The 17,439-nt window shown below is 73.4% G+C and carries 12 protein-coding genes; 9 read left to right on the forward strand and 3 right to left on the reverse strand.

Annotation, left to right across the window (positions count from 1 at the left end; genetic code table 11):
- Positions 1 to 4 precede the first annotated feature (4 nt).
- The 3 genes from treZ to glgX are packed head-to-tail and all read right to left on the reverse strand — an operon-like array spanning position 5 to position 6,159.
- A complete protein-coding gene (treZ, locus tag O7604_RS25520; RefSeq protein ID WP_281578031.1) occupies positions 5 to 1,738 on the reverse strand; it encodes a malto-oligosyltrehalose trehalohydrolase in 1,734 nt (577 codons plus the stop codon).
- On the reverse strand, positions 1,735 to 4,035 hold the full coding sequence (treY, locus tag O7604_RS25525; protein WP_281578032.1) for a malto-oligosyltrehalose synthase: 2,301 nt from the start codon (positions 4,033 to 4,035) through the stop codon (positions 1,735 to 1,737). The genes treZ and treY overlap by 4 nt, the downstream gene beginning before the upstream one ends.
- 3 nt (positions 4,036 to 4,038) lie before the next feature.
- Positions 4,039 to 6,159 carry a glycogen debranching protein GlgX gene (gene glgX / locus O7604_RS25530; RefSeq protein WP_281578033.1) on the reverse strand — a complete coding sequence of 707 codons (2,121 nt, stop codon included), beginning with the start codon at positions 6,157 to 6,159 and terminating at the stop codon, positions 4,039 to 4,041.
- Between the two features lie 544 nt (positions 6,160 to 6,703).
- Here glgX and O7604_RS25535 point away from each other — a divergent pair.
- From O7604_RS25535 to O7604_RS25575, 9 genes are all read left to right on the forward strand, one after another.
- Complete coding sequence (locus O7604_RS25535) at positions 6,704 to 6,922, forward strand: hypothetical protein (protein ID WP_281578034.1); 219 nt, start codon at positions 6,704 to 6,706, stop codon at positions 6,920 to 6,922.
- 94 nt (positions 6,923 to 7,016) lie between these two features.
- A complete protein-coding gene (locus O7604_RS25540) occupies positions 7,017 to 8,369 on the forward strand; it encodes a glycosyltransferase (protein ID WP_281578035.1) in 1,353 nt (450 codons plus the stop codon).
- Between the two features lie 18 nt (positions 8,370 to 8,387).
- A complete protein-coding gene (locus O7604_RS25545) occupies positions 8,388 to 9,395 on the forward strand; it encodes an ATP-binding cassette domain-containing protein (RefSeq protein WP_269706532.1) in 1,008 nt (335 codons plus the stop codon).
- On the forward strand, positions 9,392 to 10,186 hold the full coding sequence (locus tag O7604_RS25550; protein WP_269706534.1) for an ABC-2 family transporter protein: 795 nt from the start codon (positions 9,392 to 9,394) through the stop codon (positions 10,184 to 10,186). The genes O7604_RS25545 and O7604_RS25550 overlap by 4 nt, the downstream gene beginning before the upstream one ends.
- A gap of 7 nt (positions 10,187 to 10,193) precedes the next feature.
- Entirely contained in the window at positions 10,194 to 10,982 is a 789-nt protein-coding gene (locus tag O7604_RS25555; protein WP_269706536.1) for an ABC-2 family transporter protein, read from the forward strand.
- 1 nt (position 10,983) lies between these two features.
- A complete protein-coding gene (locus O7604_RS25560) occupies positions 10,984 to 12,525 on the forward strand; it encodes a hypothetical protein (RefSeq protein WP_281578036.1) in 1,542 nt (513 codons plus the stop codon).
- Entirely contained in the window at positions 12,518 to 13,399 is an 882-nt protein-coding gene (locus tag O7604_RS25565) for a TauD/TfdA family dioxygenase (RefSeq protein ID WP_269706539.1), read from the forward strand. The genes O7604_RS25560 and O7604_RS25565 overlap by 8 nt, the downstream gene beginning before the upstream one ends.
- Positions 13,396 to 15,306, forward strand: a complete 1,911-nt coding sequence (locus O7604_RS25570; RefSeq protein ID WP_269706540.1) for a hypothetical protein — start codon at positions 13,396 to 13,398, stop codon at positions 15,304 to 15,306. Before O7604_RS25565 ends, O7604_RS25570 begins: the two co-directional genes overlap by 4 nt.
- The gene (locus tag O7604_RS25575; protein WP_281578037.1) at positions 15,303 to 17,252 is read left to right on the forward strand and encodes a TOMM precursor leader peptide-binding protein; all 1,950 of its coding nucleotides are present in this window, start codon (positions 15,303 to 15,305) and stop codon (positions 17,250 to 17,252) included. Before O7604_RS25570 ends, O7604_RS25575 begins: the two co-directional genes overlap by 4 nt.
- Positions 17,253 to 17,439: the final 187 nt, after the last annotated feature.

Consider the following 17,439-nt stretch of genomic DNA (forward strand, 5'->3'; position numbering starts at 1 on the left):
GCGGTCAGAGCGCCACGATCGCCGCGCTCTCCGGCGGCAGCTCGATGCCGTCACGCATCACGGTGACGCCCTCGGAGGTGGCGAGCAGCACGCGGCGTACCACGCCGGGCAGGTTGATCCGCTGCGCCCGGCCGGCCAGGTTCGCCACCACGAGCGTCTCGCCGCGCCGCATCACCAGGAACCGGTCGCCGTGGCGGACGTCGACCCGGTCCAGCCGTGGGTCGGACAGGTCGGCCCGGGAACGGCGCAGCGCGATCAGCCGCCGGTAGAGGTCGTACGTCTCGCGGTGTTCCGGCTTGTCCAACTCGGCCCAGTCCAGCCGGGACCGCAGGAACGTCTGCGGGTCCTGCGGGTCCGGCACGTCCTCGGTGGCCCAGCCGTGGTCGGCGAACTCGCGTCTGCGGCCGGTGGCGACCGCCACGGCGAGTTCCGGCTCGGGGTGGCTGGTGAAGAACTGCCACGGCGTGGAGGCCGCCCACTCCTCCCCCATGAACAGCATCGGCGTGAACGGCGCGGTCATCAGCAGCGTCGCGCCGACGCGCAGCAGCCCGGGCGACAGGGTGGCGGAGATCCGGTCGCCGGTGGCCCGGTTGCCGATCTGGTCGTGGTTCTGCAGGTACGCCACGAAGCGGTGGCCGGGGGTGCGCTGCCTGTCGACCGGGCGGCCGTGGCTGCGGCCCCGGAAGCTGGACCAGGTGCCGGCGTGGAAGAACCCGCCGGTCAGCACGTCGGTGAGGCATTCGAGGGAGCCGAAGTCGCCGTAGTAGCCCTGCCGTTCGCCGGTGAGCAGCGTGTGCAGCGCGTGGTGGGCGTCGTCGTTCCACTGTGCGTGCAGGCCGTAGCCGCCCGCCTCGCGGGGCGTGATCAGGCGCGGGTCGTTGAGGTCGCTCTCGGCGATCAGCGACAGCGGCCGGCCGAGGTGCGTGGACAGCGCCTCCACCTCCGCGGCGACCTCCTCCAGCCAGTGCACGGCCCGGCCGTCCGGCATGGCGTGCACGGCGTCCAGCCGCAGCCCGTCGACGTGGTAGTCACGCAGCCAGCCCAGCACGCTGTCGGCGATGTAGCGGCGTACCCCGTCGGAGTGCGGGCCGTCCAGGTTGACGGTGCGGCCCCACGTGTTGCTCTGCTCGGTGAGGTACGGCGCGAACCGCGGCGCGTAGGCCCCGGAGGGCCCGAAATGGTTGTAGACGACGTCGAGGATCACCCCCAGGCCCTTGGCGTGGGCGGCGTCGACGAACCGTTTCAGGCCGTCCGGGCCGCCGTACGGCTCGTGCGGGGCGTACCAGCAGACACCGTCGTAGCCCCAGTTGTACTCGCCGTTGAACGCGTTGACGGGCAGCAGCTCGACCATGTCCACGCCGAGGTCGACGAGGTGGTCGAGCCTGGCGATCGCACCGTCGAACGTGCCCTCCGGTGTGAACGTGCCGATGTGCAGCTCGTACAGCACGCTGCCGGGCAGCTGCCGGCCGGTCCAGGCGGCGTCGGTCCAGCCGAACGCGGCGTGGTCGTAGAGCCGACTGGGCCCGTGCACCCCCGCCGGCTGCCAGGCCGAGCGGGGGTCGGGCAGGGCCTGCTCGTCGTCGTCGAGCAGGAACGCGTAGTCGGTGCCGGGCCCGGCGTCGGGCACCTCGACCCGCCACCAGCCGTCCGGCCCCTGACGCATCGCGTGGTCGGCGGCACCGGAAAGGCGCAGCCGCACCCGGGCGGCCTCGGGCGCCCACACCGTGAACTCGGTCATGCGGCGGCCTCCACTGAGTCGGTGGGTGCGAGGAGGGCGACGGGGTAGGTGCTCAGCAGATCATGAAGGAGCAGCTCAGAACCACTGTAGACCCGCCCGGTGAACAAGTCGGTGCACTCGTGAACGGGAAGTGACAGCGCCGTGTCCCGCCAGCCGCCGGAACGGGCCAGCCGCAACGGCAGCCGAGTCGCCACCGCGAAGGCGCCACCACGGTCGAAGGCCACCGCGTGCGCGGCGGCCGGGCCGCGCGCCGGCACCGGCCGGTAGCCGCCGAACAGGTCCGGGCGGTCGCGACGCAGCCGCAGCGTCCGGGACACCACGAGCAGCTTGGCCGCGCCGTCGCCGGCCACCGCGGGCCGCCAGCCGGCGTCGAGCCGGGCCAGCAGGTCCCGGCGTACGGCGAAGTCGACGGGCCGCCTGTTGTCCGGGTCGACGAGCGAGTTCTCCCACAGCTCGGTGCCCTGGTAGACGTCGGGCACGCCGGGCATGGCGAGCTGCACCAGCTTCTGCCCGAGCGCGTTCGACCAGCCGGGCGGGGTGATCTCGGCGGCGAACGCGGTGATCTGGGCGTGCAGTTCCGGGTCGTCGTACATCCGGTCGACCAGGGCGTGCATCTCGTGCTCGAAGGCCGGGTCCGGGTCGGCCCAGCTGGTGGTGACCGACGCCTCCCGGGCGGCCTTCTCGGCGTACCCGTGCAGTCTCTCCCGTTCGATCGGCCACGCCCCGACGGCGGTCTGCCAGAGCAGGTGGGCCAGCGCCGGGTCGGCCAGGGGCGCGCGCGACATCCAGTCGGCGACCCGCTCGGCCCAGCGGCCGGGCAGCTCGGACAGCACCGCGAGGCGGGCGCGGACGTCCTCGCCGCGCTTGGTGTCGTGGGTGGACAGCGCGGTCATGCTCGCCGGCCAGCGCACGTGCCGGCTGGCGGCGAACCGGTGCAGCTCGGCCGGGGGCACCCCGAAGTGGGCCGGGCTGCCGCCGACCTCGTTGAGGGCGACGAACCGGCTCCACCGGTAGTACGCGGTGTCCTCCACGCCCTTGGCCATCACCGCGCCGGTCAGCTGCGGGAACCGGGCGGCCAGCTCGTGGCCGGGGTCGCGCAGCCGGGCGGTGACCTGGTCGAGCACGCCGGTCAGGTCGGGGCGGCGGCGGCCCGCCTCGCTGCGGGCGGCGGCCAGGTGCCGGGCACCTTCGGGCGGGTATCCGCGGTAGACCGGGAAGCACGCGGCCAGCTCGGCCAGGGCGGCGCGGACCTGCTCGCCCGGCAGCTCCGGCACGAGCGCGGCCAGGCGGGTCAGCTCGGCGGCGAGCAGCCGGGTGGCGGCCTCCAGCTTGGTGGCGTGCGTCAGGTCCTCCCAGGACGTGTGCCGCCCGGTGAGCCGGCCGTCGAGCGTGGTGAACTCCGGTTCGGCGTCCGGGTCGACGAACAACCCGGACACGGCGGCCAGCGCGTCGTAGCCGGTGGTGCCGTCGACCGGCCAGTCCGGCAGGTCCTCGCCGTACTCCAGGATCTTCTCCACCACCAGCCAGCGTTCCGGCGCGGCGGCGCGCAACCGGGCCAGGTAGCCGGCCGGGTCGCGCAGCCCGTCCGGATGGTCGACGCGGATGCCGTCGACCTCCCCGGCGTCGACCCAGCGCAGGATCTCCGCGTGGGTGGCGTCGAACACCTCCGGTTCCTCCACCCGCAGGCCGGCCAGGTCGGAGACGGCGAAGAACCGGCGGTACGTCAGCTCGGCGTCGCCGCGCCGCCAGTTCACCAGCTCGTAGTGCTGCCGGTCGTGCACCTGGCGGGGCGTGCCGTCGCCGGTGCCGTCGGCGACCGGGAAGCGGTGCTCGTGGTAGCGCAGTTCCCCGTCGACGAGCTTCAGGTCGTCGAGCGCGTCGGCGGTGTCGGCGAGCACCGGCAGCAGCAGCCGCCCGCGGTCCCAGTCGATGTCGAACCAGCGCGCGTACGCCGATTCGCGTCCCCGCCGCAGCACGTCCCACCAGGCCGGGTTGGCGTCGGGGCGGGCCACCCCGGCGTGGTTGGGCACGATGTCCACGACCAGGCCCAGCCCGGCCGCGCGCAGCGCCCGGACCAGCCGCGCCCGGGCGGCCTCGCCGCCGAGCTGCGGGTTGACCTCGCGATGGTCGACGACGTCGTAGCCGTGCGTGGAGCCGGGGGTGGCGGTGAGCAGGGGCGCGGTGTAGAGGTGGGTGACGCCGAGCGCGGCGAGGTAACCCGCCAGCTCGGCCGAGGCGTCCAGGTCGAAGCCGGGACGCACCTGGACCCGGTAGGTCGAGCGGGGGGTGTCGGGCATCGGTCAGGCCGTCCTCTCCAGGACCAGCAGCGAGCGGTCCGGCACGCAGACCGTGCCGCCCGCCTCGACGAGCATCGTCTTCTCCGGATCGGGTTCCGCGGTGCTGATCACCAGCTCCCACCGGGTGCCGAACTCCTCGCCGGGCAGCGTGAAGTCCAGCGGCGCGTCGTGCGCGTTGAACAGCAGCAGGAACGAGCTGTCCCGGTGGCGCTGGCCGTACTGGCCGCGCTCGCCGATGCCGTCGCCGTTGACGAACAGGGCCACCGAGCGGCCGAAGTCGTTGCCCCAGTCCTCGCCGGTCATCTCCCGGCCGTCCGGGGTGTACCAGGCCAGGTCGGGCAGCCCGGAGCCGGCAGCCCGGCCGCCCACGGGCAGGCCGGTGAAGAACCGGCGGCGGCGGAACACCTGGTGCCGGTTGCGGAACTCGGTGAGCCGGCGGACGAAGTCGAGCAGCCCGGTGTCGGCGCGGTCCCAGTCGACCCAGGCGATCTCGCTGTCCTGGCAGTAGGCGTTGTTGTTGCCGCGCTGGGTGCGGCCCAGCTCGTCGCCGTGGCCGAGCATCGGCACGCCCTGGGACAGGATCAGCGTGGCCAGGAAGTTGCGCCGCTGCCGGGCCCGCAGCGCCAGCACGCCCGGGTCGTCGGTGTCGCCCTCGACGCCGCAGTTCCAGGACCGGTTGTGGCTCTCGCCGTCCCGGTTGTCCTCGCCGTTCGCGTCGTTGTGCTTGTCGTTGTAGGAGACCAGATCGGCGAGCGTGAACCCGTCGTGGCAGGTGACGAAGTTGATGCTGTGGAACGGGCGGCGGCCGTCGTCCTGGTAGAGGTCGGCGGAGCCGGAGATGCGGGAGGCGAACTCGGCGAGCGTGGCCGGCTCGCCGCGCCAGAAGTCGCGGACGGTGTCGCGGTACTTGCCGTTCCACTCGGTCCACTGCGGCGGGAAGTTGCCGACCTGGTAGCCGCCGGGGCCGACGTCCCACGGTTCGGCGATGAGCTTGACCCGGCCGACCACCGGGTCCTGCTGCACCACCTCGAAGAACGTGGACAGGCGGTCCACCTCGTAGAACTCGCGGGCGAGCGTGGCGGCCAGGTCGAACCGGAAGCCGTCGACGTGCATCTCGGTCACCCAGTAGCGCAGCGAATCCATGATCAGTTGCAGTGAGTGCGGGCTGCGCACGTTCAGGCTGTTGCCGGTGCCGGTGTAGTCGACGAAGTAGCGCCGGTCGTCCTCGGAGAGCCGGTAGTAGCTCGGGGTGTCGATGCCCTTGAAGCTCAGCGACGGGCCGAGGTGGTTGCCCTCGGCGGTGTGGTTGTAGACCACGTCGAGGATGACCTCGATGCCGGCGGCGTGCAGCGCCTTGACCATGCCACGGAACTCCTGCACCTGCTGGCCGAGGCGGCCCAGCGCGGAGTAGCCGTGGTGCGGGGCGAAGAAGCCGATCGTGTTGTAGCCCCAGTAGTTGCGCAGCCCCAGATCGGCCAGGCGGTGGTCGTGCACGAACTCGTGCACCGGCATCAGCTCCACCGCCGTCACGCCGAGGCGCTTGAAGTGCTCGATCATCACCGGTGAGGCGATCGCCGCGTACGTGCCGCGCAGCTCCTCCGGGATGCCCGGGTGGCGCATGGTCAGGCCCCGCACGTGCGCCTCGTAGATCACCGAATGGTGGTACGGGGTGCGCGGCGGCCGGTCGTTGCCCCAGTCGAAGTACGGGTTCACCACCACCGACTTCGGCATGTACGGCGCCGAGTCCTCGGTGTTCATCCGGTCCGGGTCGCCGCCGACCTCGTAGTCGTAGACCGACGGGTGCCAGGTGATCTCCCCGTCGACCGCCTTCGCGTACGGGTCCAGCAGCAGCTTGTGCGGGTTGCAGCGCAGCCCCTCGGCCGGGTTCCACGGCCCGTGCACCCGGTAGCCGTAGCGCTGGCCGGGCTCGACGCCGGGGATGTACGCGTGCCAGACGTACGCGTCGACCTCCCGCAGCTCCACCCGGCGCTCGGTGCCGATGTCCCACTCGTCGAACAGGCACAGCTCGATCTGCTCCGCCACCTCGGAGAAGATCGCGAAGTTGGTGCCCATCCCGTCGTACGTGGCGCCGAGGGGGTAGCTCTCGCCCGGCCAGACCTGCATGTCGCTCCTTCGGCCCATGATCGTGAGCGCATCGGGCGGGGGCACCGCCGTTACGCACGCCGGTGATGCCCCGTCGTACCGCCCGTCAATCCACCCGTTCGGACGGTAACCGAAATCCGCCCTCGTGGGGCCGGGTGTCACGTTCGGGTGTCGCTGTCCCGATCCGCTCGCCCGTCCCGGCACTTTCCGTACCCGGACCGCAGAATAGGCAGGTCACTTCACAGTAGAGGGTCAGCCGCACCCATTGACGCCCCTCCCCTACTTTATCTCCTCGTTACATCGGCTTCCCGCGATCAGAAAGGGGGGCAATTGATGCGGCAATTCATCGCCGGACCCCATCTGACCTGCGCATCTCGAATGGTGGAACCGGAACTACGCCGCGTCACCGCCCGGAATCTTTCTGTTCTCGACCGGCCTTCACCTGCGCGAATTGACGATTCCATCGTGCTTTATCTCCCCGTTACATCAGGGCGGCGTCAATCCCGTCAGGACCGGCCTACGCTTCATTCCACTGTCCACATCGATCCGAAAAGAGGATGAATCGATGGGTGAAAGCAGGAACGTGTCGATCGACCTGTCCGACCTGGACACCACGGCGGTCTCCTGGTCGGGTGTCGGTGACGAGGCGTCGGCGGGGCTGTACGCCATGCCGACGGCCGGCGGGATCACCCTGACCGACCCGTCCGCCATGGGCAAGGGCTCCTGCGGCGGCGCCGCGTGCCAGGGCCGGCCGATCCAGTGGTGCTGCGTCAACTGCCACTGATCATCGCGGAGCCGCCGGCGATCGCCGGCGGCTCCGTCCCACCGTCAGCACGGCCGGTGGTCCGGCTCGTGGGACAAGCGGAGAGGTACGTCAGATGAGCGTTGAACCCGGTCGAGCCGTCGAGCTGAGCGTGGTGATCCCCACCCACGCGGACGCCCCCTGCCTGGAGCTCACGCTGCGGTCGCTGCGGCGCCAGACGCTGGACCCGGACCGCTTCGAGGTCATCGTGGTCCGCGACGGTGGGGACGGCAGCCAGTACTCCGGCATCGCCGACGCCGGCAAGGGACTGCGCCTGCACTTCGTCGAACGGCCCGAGCGCGGCGGCCGGGCGGCGGCCCGCAACGAGGCCGCGCGCCGGGCGACCGCGCCGCTGCTGCTGTTCCTCGACGCCGACTCGTACGCCACGCCGGACCTGCTGCGCCGCCACCTCGACCACCACCGCGACCCGTCCGCGCCCGCGGTGCTGATGGGCCGGCGCGACGAGACCGGCATCGAGCACGTGCACGCGGCGCTGGCCGACCAGCCGACCATGCCCGTACCGCGGCTACGCGGACGCGGCGGCGGCGACATGCGGTTCGGGACCGAGGAGGGCCCGTCCGGCGACGACTGGCTGATGTCCGGCTGGCTGTTCTGCTTCACCCACAACGCGTCGGTACGCCGGGACGTGTTCGAGGCGGTCGGCGGCTTCGACGAGGGCTTCGGCCTGCGCTGGGGCCTGGAGGACATGGAGCTGTTCTACCGGGTGCACGCACACCTCGGCGTGCTCAACCGCAACTTCGCCTACGACGACCTGGCCGCCGTCTACCACCTGCCGCACCACCGCAACGTCATCCAGAACTGGAACGACTTCATGGACAACCTGGATCGGGTCGCGTTGAAGTACCCGGTCGTGGAGTGGGAGTTCGCCGGGCCGGTGGACGTGGCCCGCGCGGCCGAGCGGGTGGTGCACTACCGCCGGGCCATGGACGACTGCGCACGCCGGTCCTGGTGCCGGATCGGTCCGGCGGTGCAGCGGCTCGCCGATCGCCTGCCCGGCGACCGGGTGCTGTGGGTCGGCACCGGCAGCGCCGAGGCCGGGCTGCCCGACGGCGCGTTGACCTACGACTACGGGGCGCCGGCGGGTCCGGCCAACTTCCACCTGGTCGGGATCAGGCCACCGGTCGCCCCGAACAGCCTGGACGCCGTGGTCAGCGTCGACTTCTGGCGGTACCTCTACTGGGAGGACCTGTGCCAGTTCGTCAACGTCGCGGGTGCCCTCGCCGACGAGGTGCACCTGGTCTCCACCGGCGCGGAACTCTCCGCGCGGTTCGACCCGGATCCGGCGAGCCTGGGTTACCTCGGCCGGGTCATGGGCGCCGCCTTCGAGACCACCCTGACCGAGGTCGACGGCCTCGGTTCGGTGCTGCGGCTGCGCCCGCACCACCGTGCCGCCGTCGCGGCCGGCTGACCGGGATCGGCAGCACCGATGCCCGTGATCGAGGCCAGTGGCCTGACCAAGCGGTTCCGGATCGCCGACAAGCAGCCGGGCCTGCGCGGCTCGCTGCGCCATCTCGTACGGCCACGGCACGTCGAGCACGTGGCGGTCGACGGCATCGACCTGTCGATCACCTCCGGTGAGGCGGTCGCGTACGTCGGGCCCAACGGCGCCGGGAAGTCGACGACGGTCAAGCTGCTCACCGGCATCCTGCACCCCACCGCCGGGCGGGTACGCGTCTGCGGCCTCGACCCGCACCGCGACCGGCACGCCAACGCCCGCAACATCGGCGTGCTGTTCGGCCAGCGCAGCCAGCTCTGGTGGGACCTGCAGGTCCGCGACTCGCTGGCCCTGCTGCGCGACATCCACCGCATCCCCCGGGCCCGGTACGCGGCACGCCTGGAGGAGTTCGACGCGCTGCTCGGGCTCGGCCGGCTGCTGCCGGTGGTCGCCCGGCAGCTCTCGCTCGGCCAGCGGATGCGGGCCGACCTGGCCGCCGCGCTGCTGCACTCACCACCCGTGGTGTTCCTCGACGAGCCGACCATCGGGCTGGACATCGTCGCCCGGCAGGCGGTCCGGGACTTCCTGCGGGCCCAGCGCGCGAGCGGGACCACGGTGCTGATGACCACGCACGACATCGGCGACATCGAGCAGGTCTGCCGCCGGCTCGTGATCATCGACGAGGGCCGGATCATCTTCGACGGCTCGATCGACGCCGTCCGCCGGCTGGTCGCGGACCAGCGGACCGTGCACCTGACGCTCGGCGCCGACTGGCACGGCGACCTCGACGCCGACCTTCCGGGCGTCCGGCTGGCCGACGACGGGTCGGCGCGGCAGATCGCTGTCACGTTCGACCACGGCGCGTACGGCGCCGGCGAGATCGTCTCGGTGGTCGCCCGTCAGGCGCCGGTGGTGGACATCCGGATCGACGAGCCGTCCATCGAGGACGTGGTCCGCCGGGCGTACGCCGGCGAGCTGAGCCCGTCGGTGCCGGCATGAGGGCGTACCTGACGCTGGCCCGGATGTCCTGGTCGACGCTGCTGATCTACCGGGGCGAGTTCCTCCTCCAGCTCACCGGGGTCGTGGTGCAGACCGTGGCGCTGTTCGCGGTCTGGCAGGCCGTCTTCGCCGGCGCGGCCGGCGGCGAGGTGGGCGGGTTGTCCTGGGAGCAGATGAAGGGCTACCTGGTCGTGGCGTTTCTGACCGGGGCGCTGCTGTCGAGCTTCACCGACGCGCAGATCGCCGGTCCGGTGCTGCACGGCACGGTGGCGCTCGACCTGGTCCGGCCGATCGACTACCAGCTCTCGCGTTTCGCGCTGTCGCTCGGATACGTCGTCGGCGAGGTGCTGACGGTGGCGGTGATGGCGGCGACGCTGGTGTCGGCGTTCGGCGGCGCCGCGCTGCCCGCCGCCGGTCAGGCCGGACTGTTCCTGCTCAGCCTGCTGGCGGTGGTGCCGCTGAAGTTCGGCCTGGTCTACCTCGTCGGGCTGCTGTGCTTCTGGACCGGCAACTTCCACGGGCTGAGCCTGTCCCGGGTCGCGATCACCAACATCCTCTCCGGGGCGCTGGTGCCGATCGCGTTGTTCCCGGGCTGGCTTCAGGTCGTCTGCCAGCTGTCCCCGTTCCCCGGCATCGTCTCCACCCCGGCGCTGATCTACCTGGGGCAGGTACGCGGCGCCGAGGCGGTGACGCTGATCGGCGTACAGCTGCTCTGGGTCGTGGTGTTGTGGGGTGCGGCCCGGCTGCTGTGGTCCGCGGGCGTGCGGCGGCTCACCGCGCACGGCGGGTGACCGGCCGATGATGCACGAGGCACGGATCTACCGCCGGCTGCTCGGCGCGCATCTGCGGGCGGTGCTCGAGTACCGGGCCGACGCGCTCCTGACGATCGGGGCGACAGTGCTCGGCCAGTTCGCCGGGCTGATCTTCGTGGTGATGGTGTTCCGGCAGGTGACGGCGCTCGGCGGGTGGACCCGCTGGGAGGTGCTGTACGTCTGCGCGATGGTGATGCTCGCCGAGGGCGTCGGCTCCCTGCTGTTCGAGGGGACCTGGCATCTCGGCGGCCTGGTCAACCTCGGCCTGCTGGACTACCTGCTGGTCCGGCCCTACCCGGTGGTGCTCCAGGTCACCGGCAACGCGGTCGGGTTCAACGGTCTCGGCAACGTCGGGTTCGGCGCGGCGCTGCTCGGCGCCGCGGCCGTCCACCTCGACCTGGCCTGGACGCCGCTGACGGTGCTCTGGGCGGTGGTGCTGCTCGCCAGCGGCGTGCTGGTCAAGCTGGCGGTCAACCTGGCCACCAACGCGGTCGTCTTCTGGCTGCTGAGCCCGTCCAGCTCACTCGCGGCGAGCGTGCACACCCTGGGCGACCTGGCCCGCTACCCGCTGACCCTGTACGGCACCGGCCTGCGCTCGCTGCTGACCCTCGTACCCGTCGCGTTCGTCGGCTACTTCCCGACGGCCGCGCTGCTGGACAAGGGTGCCTCGACCACGGCGGGCGCGCTCACCCCGGTCGTCGCGGCGGCCTGCGCGGCCGGGGCGTGGGCGGTCTTCCGGGCCGGGTTGCGCCGGTACGAGAGCGCGGGCAGCTGAGATGGCGACCTCGGAGGCCGGCGTCACCGGCCGGTACCTGGCGGCGGTGCGGGCCGGCACCGAGCAGCCGGCGGCGTACCTGCCGCCCCGCGGCAAGCGGTACCCCGGTGCGGCCCGCCGGCCGCTGCGGTGGCCCGGCCCGGGGTCCGTGCCGCTCGGCGACGGCCGCCTCGACCGGCTCAGCGCGATGCTTCTCGGGTACGCGCCACGCCGGGCGGAGACGATCACGCTGGCCGGGCTGTCCGCGCTGACCGGCGCCCCGCTGGACACGCCCACGCCGTCGCGGCTGCTGCCCGGCTGGCACACGCTGCGCCGGTCGGTGCCCTCCGGCGGGGCGTTCCACCCCAACGAGATCTACCTCGCCTGGGCCGGCTCCCCCGACCTCGCGGCCGGCGTCTACCACTACGACCCGCCACACCACTGCCTGGAACTGCTGCGCCCGGGCAGCCCGGCCGCCCGGCTCGACCGGCTTCTCGGGGTCGCGGCGGCACCCCGGCACGCGCTGCTGCTGACCCACCGGCCGTGGAAGAACACCAGCAAGTACGGAGCGTTCGGCTACCGGCTGGGCATCGTCGACTCCGGTGTCCTGCTGGCCCAGTTGCTCACGTCGCCGGTGGACGCGACACCGCGCCTGGACCTCGATCCGGCGCTCGCCGGTGAGCTGCTCGGACTCGACGCCGAGTTGGAGGCCACCTACGCGGCGATCGAGTTCCCCGCGGACGCGGACGTCCCCTCCACACCGCTCGCATCCGGCGGGCCGCCCCCGGCGACCGGGCTGGACCACGACCGGCTCGGCCGCGACGCCGCCCACCCGAGCGCGGTGGCGCTGCACCGGGCGACGTACGGCCGGGGCGCCGACCGCGAGCCTCCTGCGCTCGACCGCGTCCCGGCCCAGCGCCTCCCGGCGGGCCGGCCGCTCGATCTGCCGCCGGCCCGGCCGCTCGACCTGGTCGCGGCCGCCGCCCGCCGCGCGTCCGCGGCGAACCTCGGCCCCGGGCTGACCGCCGGGCAGGTCGCCGACATCCTGGCCTGCGCCGCCGGGCGGGCCGGGTCGCCGGCGCTGGCGGCGCTGGCCCGGCAGCGGCTGTACCCGGAGATCTGGTGCCTCGCCCGGACCGTCGACGGCATCCCGGCCGACGCGTACCGCTACCAGCCGCACCGGCACCGGCTGGTGCCGACCGGGCCGCCGGGAGCGGACGACGACGCGGCGGCGTACCCGCACCGGGTCGACCGCCGGATGGTCACCCGCGGCGCGACCCTCTACCTGGTCCACGCCGGAAGCCGGCCCGTCGACCAGCTCACCCCGGCCTCGTTCCACCGGCTGCACCTGCTCGCCGGCGTGGCCCTTCACCTGGCCGGGCTCGCCGCCACCGCGACCGGCGCGGCGAGCCGGGCGCTGGGCGGCCTCGCCGCCGACGCGGTCGCCGCCCGGCTCGGCCTGCCGGACGGGGCGACGCCGCTGACGCAACTGCTGGTCGGCACGCCCGCGCCGCGTCCCGGGGTGCTGGCGGCCCATCTCACCGAAGGGAACCCTCATGGCTGAACAGGACGTTCCGGCGCTCGTCGGCACCCCCACGCCGGACACGGTGCTCGCGGCGGTCGCCGAGCACGGCGCGGTGCTGCTGCGCGGCGGGTGGCGGCACGAGGACTACGTCGCGCTCGGCGACGCGCTGATGACCGCGTCGCCGTACCAGGGCGGGTTCCACGACGAGCGGGACGTGATCGGCGGTGACCCGACGACGACCACGGTCACGCGGGGAACGCAGGGCATGCCGCTGCACCGGGAGGCGTCGTACGCGCCGGGCGCGCCGGACCTGCTGATGTTCCGGTGCGAGCGGCCCGCCGCCGACGGCGGGGCCACCACGCTGTGCGACGGTCTCGCGCTGCTGGCCGGCCTGCCCGCCGCGGTCCGCGCCGCCTGCGAGGAGCTGACGCTGCGCTGGGAGAGCGCGCTGCCCACAACGGTGTGGCAGCAGATGTGCGGCACGACCGACCCGGCCGCGGCGGAGCGGATGCTGCGGCAGTGGGAGCCGTACCTGCGGCCGTGGGAGTCGATCCACATCGACGTGGACGAGGACGCGATGACTGTCGGCTTCGGCACCCGGTGCACGCCGCCGACCCTCTTCGAAGGCGTGCCGGCGTTCTGCAACTCGCTGTTCATCAGCCGCCCGCAGCCCGGCGAGTACCACGACCGGCGGCTGCGGGTGCGCTCCGGTACCGGCGCACCGGTGCCCGAGGACCTCGTGGCCACCGCTGCGGACGTCGCCGCGCGGCTGACGGTGGCGGTGCCGTGGCGGTCCGGTGACGTGCTGGTCGTGGACAACTCCCGGTACCTGCACGGCCGGCAGGCGTTCACCGACGCCGGACGCGCGGTCGCGGTACGGATGGGCCACCTGCGGAAGGAGGCGGCCGCGTGAGGGTCAAGCTCCGCGACGACCTGATGTACGTACCGGTCGACGACGGCGTGTACCTGGAGACGGGACTCGCCGGCACGCACGTGGCGGGCGCGTCGGCGTACAGCCTCGTGCAGCGGCTCGCCCCGCACCTGGACGGCACCCGCACGGTGGAGGCGCTGACCGCGGGTCTCCCCCCGGCGCAGCGGCAGCTCGTCACCGACCTGGTCCGGATGCTGGTGCGGCGCGGCATCGCCCGCGACCTCGACAGCGAGCCGCCACACACGTTGCGGGACTGGGAACTCGACACCTACCGGGACTCGATCGCGTTCGCCGAGCACGTCACCGACGCGCCGCTGAGCCGCTTCGAGGCGTTCCGCGACGGACGGGTGCTGCTCGTCGGCGCCGGCGCCGGCATGCTCGCGCTCGTCCGGACGCTGTTCGAACTCGGGCTGCGTACGGCTTCGCTGGTCGAGACCGCCGAGACCGGCAACGAACGTGACGGCTTCCGGCGGATCGTCGAGCGGCGTCGTGCCCAGGACCCGACGACCGGGCTGACGCTGCTGGACGCGGCCGCCGCCCTCGACACCGACGAAGGGCTCACCGGCCTGCTGGCGGGGTACGACGCGGTGCTGCACTGCGCCGCGCGGCCGATGGCCGGGCGGGCGACGCGGCTGAACCGGGCGGCCCGGGCGATCGGGGTGCCCGTCCTGCACGCGGTGCCCGGCGGCGCGGAGGCGTGGATCGGCCCCACCGGCGGCGGCGTCACCGGCGGCTGCTGGGAGTGCGGCCTGCTCAGCCGGCAGGGCGCCGGGCTCCCCGCGGGTGACGGCGACGAGCCGGACACGACGTCCGAGTGGCTGTCGGCACCGGTCTGCGGCCTGATCGGCGCGGCGCTCGGGTTCGCGTACCTGCGCCACCGCCTGGGAGCGGAGACCACCGCCACGAACCGGCTGACCCGCGTGGACCTGGAAAGCGCTGTCACCAGCGAACATCTGCTCGACGTGCACCCCCGCTGCCGCTCCTGCCGGCCCTCGGCCCCGTACGCCGATCTCGCCGCGCACGTCGACGCGATGGCCGCCCGCACGCCGGTGGACGTCGAGGAGTTCGTCGCCCGGATGCCGTTCCTGGTCGACGCGCGGCTGGGCCCGCTGCTGGCCATCGACACCGGCGCCCACTCGCAGATCTCGGTCAGCTGCGTCGAGGCGACGGTCGTGGACCTGGCCGGCGGCGCCCCGCGGCTGCTCACCGCCGTCGGCGGCAGCCGGGAGCAGGCGTTGCTGCGCGCGGCCACGGCGGCACTGGAGACGCTCGCGGCGCGGGCCTGCGCCGACGACGCCGCCACGGCGTGGTGGGACACCGCGCGTGGCGCTCTCGTCGACGCGCAGCCGGACGGCGAGGTGATCGCCGGCGGTCACACCTGGGCGGAGGCGCAGGGCCGGGCGATCCTGAAACTGCGACGCGCGGCCGCGACCCCGCCGGAGGCCACCACCGCCGACGGTGGGCCGCCCGGCGGCTGGCTCGACCCGGCGCGGTGGCCGGAGCCGACCCGCGTCATGGCCCACGAGCTGGCCCTCCTGGGCCACGAGCCGCGGGCGTGGCACGACGGATCGAGCACCCCGACCGTGTTCGTCGCCGCCGGCGACAGATGGGTCGCCCACAGCTGTGCCACCGACACGGACACCGCCCTGGCGAACGCGATGCAGGCGGCGGTCGCCGTCCTGACCGGACGCCGCCCGGACGGCGCCGAGATCGGACCGGACGTGGGCGGCTACGACTGGGACACGGCGCTGCCGCCGCTGCTGCGCGAGCTGGCACGCGACGGGCGGTCGCTGCTGGTACGGCCGGCCGACTCGCTGCCCGGGGCGCAGCGGGTGATGCCGTTCATGATCAGGGCGGCGTGGTCGCCACGAGCGGGGAGCAGCGCATGACCGACGTCACGACCACACCGGCCGTCCCCGCCTCGTCCGACGTGGCACCTCGTCCCGGCCTGCGGATCCTCGGCGCCGGCGCGCTGCGCCGGGAGGTGGAACAGGCACTGCGCGCCGCCCCGGTCGCCGACGTCGACGTCTTCGTCGTCGACGGGCCGCCGGAGGACGTCGCCGTGGCCGCCCGGGCGGCTGCCGACGCCGGCCGTGCCTTCCTGCCGGTGTACACCACACCGCGCGGCGTACGGATCGGCCCGTACGTCACACCCGGGCGGCCGGGCTGCCACCACTGCGTCCAGGTGCGCGAACGCCGGGCGCGGACCACCGGGACACCGCACCGGTCCGCGCTGTGGCAGGCGCTCTACGACGGCAACGTGCCGCCCGCCCGGCCCGTCCTCGGCCCGCCGGTACGCGCCACGGTCGCCGCGCTCGTGGCCGACGAGCTGCGCCGGGTCGCCCAGGGCGGCGACGGCCGGTGCACGGAAGCGGTGCTGGAGGTCGCCACGGCCTCGCTGACCGTCAAGCGGCACCGGTTCGTCCCCGAACCCGGCTGCCCGGTGTGCGACCCGTTGCCGGACGACAGCCCGGCCGCCGGCACCTTCACGCTGACGTCCCGGCCGAAGCGGGCACCCGGCGACTACCGGGCCCGCAGCCTCCCCGACGAGCACCTCGCCCTGCTGGCGGCGCTGCACGACGAGGAGACCGGGCTGCTGTCGTCGATCACCGTCCACCACAACCATCCGATGGTCCTCGCCGGCGCGATCGGCGGCCCGTTGTGCTGTGGTGAACTGGCCGGCTACGGCCGGACCTTCACCTACCCGGCGAGCGTGGCCGTCGCCGTTGCCGAGGCGCTGGAACGGCTCGGCGGCAACGTCCCGCGCGCCCGCCGTACCGTCACCCGCGCCTCGTTCCGCGAACTCGGGCCGCGGCGGGCCGTCGAGCCGACGGCGCTCGGGCTGCCGCCCGCGCCGCCCGACGACCACGCGGTCGCGTACGACCCGGACCGGCCCGTGGAATGGGTGTACGCCTACTCGTTCCGGCGCGACGGCCCGGTGCTGGTGCCGGAGACCTTCGCCTACTACGGCTCGCACGGCACGGGTTTCGGTCCGGAGTGCTCCAACGGCTGCGCGCTGGGCGCGAACCTCGAAGAGGCGATCCTGCACGGCATCTTCGAGGTCGCCGAACGGGACGCCTTCCTGTCCACCTGGTACGCCCGGCTACCCGTGCCGCGCGTGGACCCGATGACCTCCGCCGACCCGATGACCCGCGTGCTCGTCGACTGGATCCAGCGGACCACCGGCAGCCGCCTGGACGTCTTCGACATCACCATGCCCGAAGGCATCCCGGCGGTGTGGCTGATGCTCGTCGACGACGAGGTGCGGCCCGGACGTCCCCGGGCGTTCTGCGGTGCGGGGGCGCACCTGGACCCGGAGCGCGCCCTGTGGTCCGCGCTGGTGGAACTCGCCAGCGTCGCCGAGGCCACCCGGGAGATGGTCGCCGAGGACACCACGGCCGCCGGTCTCGTCGCCGACTCCGGCCTGGTCCGGACCATGGAGGACCACCTGCTGGCGGCGGCCAGTCCGGACGCCTGGCCACGCTTCGCGTTCCTGTACGAGCGCGACGAGATCCGGTCCATGGCGGAGGCCTTTCCGCCGGCGGCGCGCTACCGCCCGGCCACGGACCTGCTCGACGACCTGCGGCACGTGGCCGGACGCTACCTCGACGAGGGCCTGGACGTGGTGGTCGTCGACCAGACCGCCCGCGAGCAGGCGGCCGTCGGCCTCACCAGCGTGAAGGTGCTGATCCCGGGGCTGCTGCCGATGACGTTCGGTCACCGCAACCGGCGCGTCGACCTGCCCCGGCTGCGCGAGCTGCCGGTCCGGCTCGGACACCGGGCCGAACCGCTCGCTCCGGAGGAGATCAACCCGTATCCGCACCCGTTCCCGTGACCGTCCCATGTGCGCGGAGGCGTCGGAGAGTGATGAGGATCGCTCACCGCGCGCGAGAGGATCCGGCACAGTAGGTTGGCAGGGTGACTGGACGGTTCCGGTTGCCGATCGACGTCAGCACCTTCCCGGTGGCCCTCGATCGGTGTCCGGCCCAGGCCGTCGTCGGCGACCTGGTGCCGACGCCCGG

Source organism: Micromonospora sp. WMMA1947 (assembly GCF_027497355.1).
Taxonomy (GTDB): domain Bacteria; phylum Actinomycetota; class Actinomycetes; order Mycobacteriales; family Micromonosporaceae; genus Micromonospora.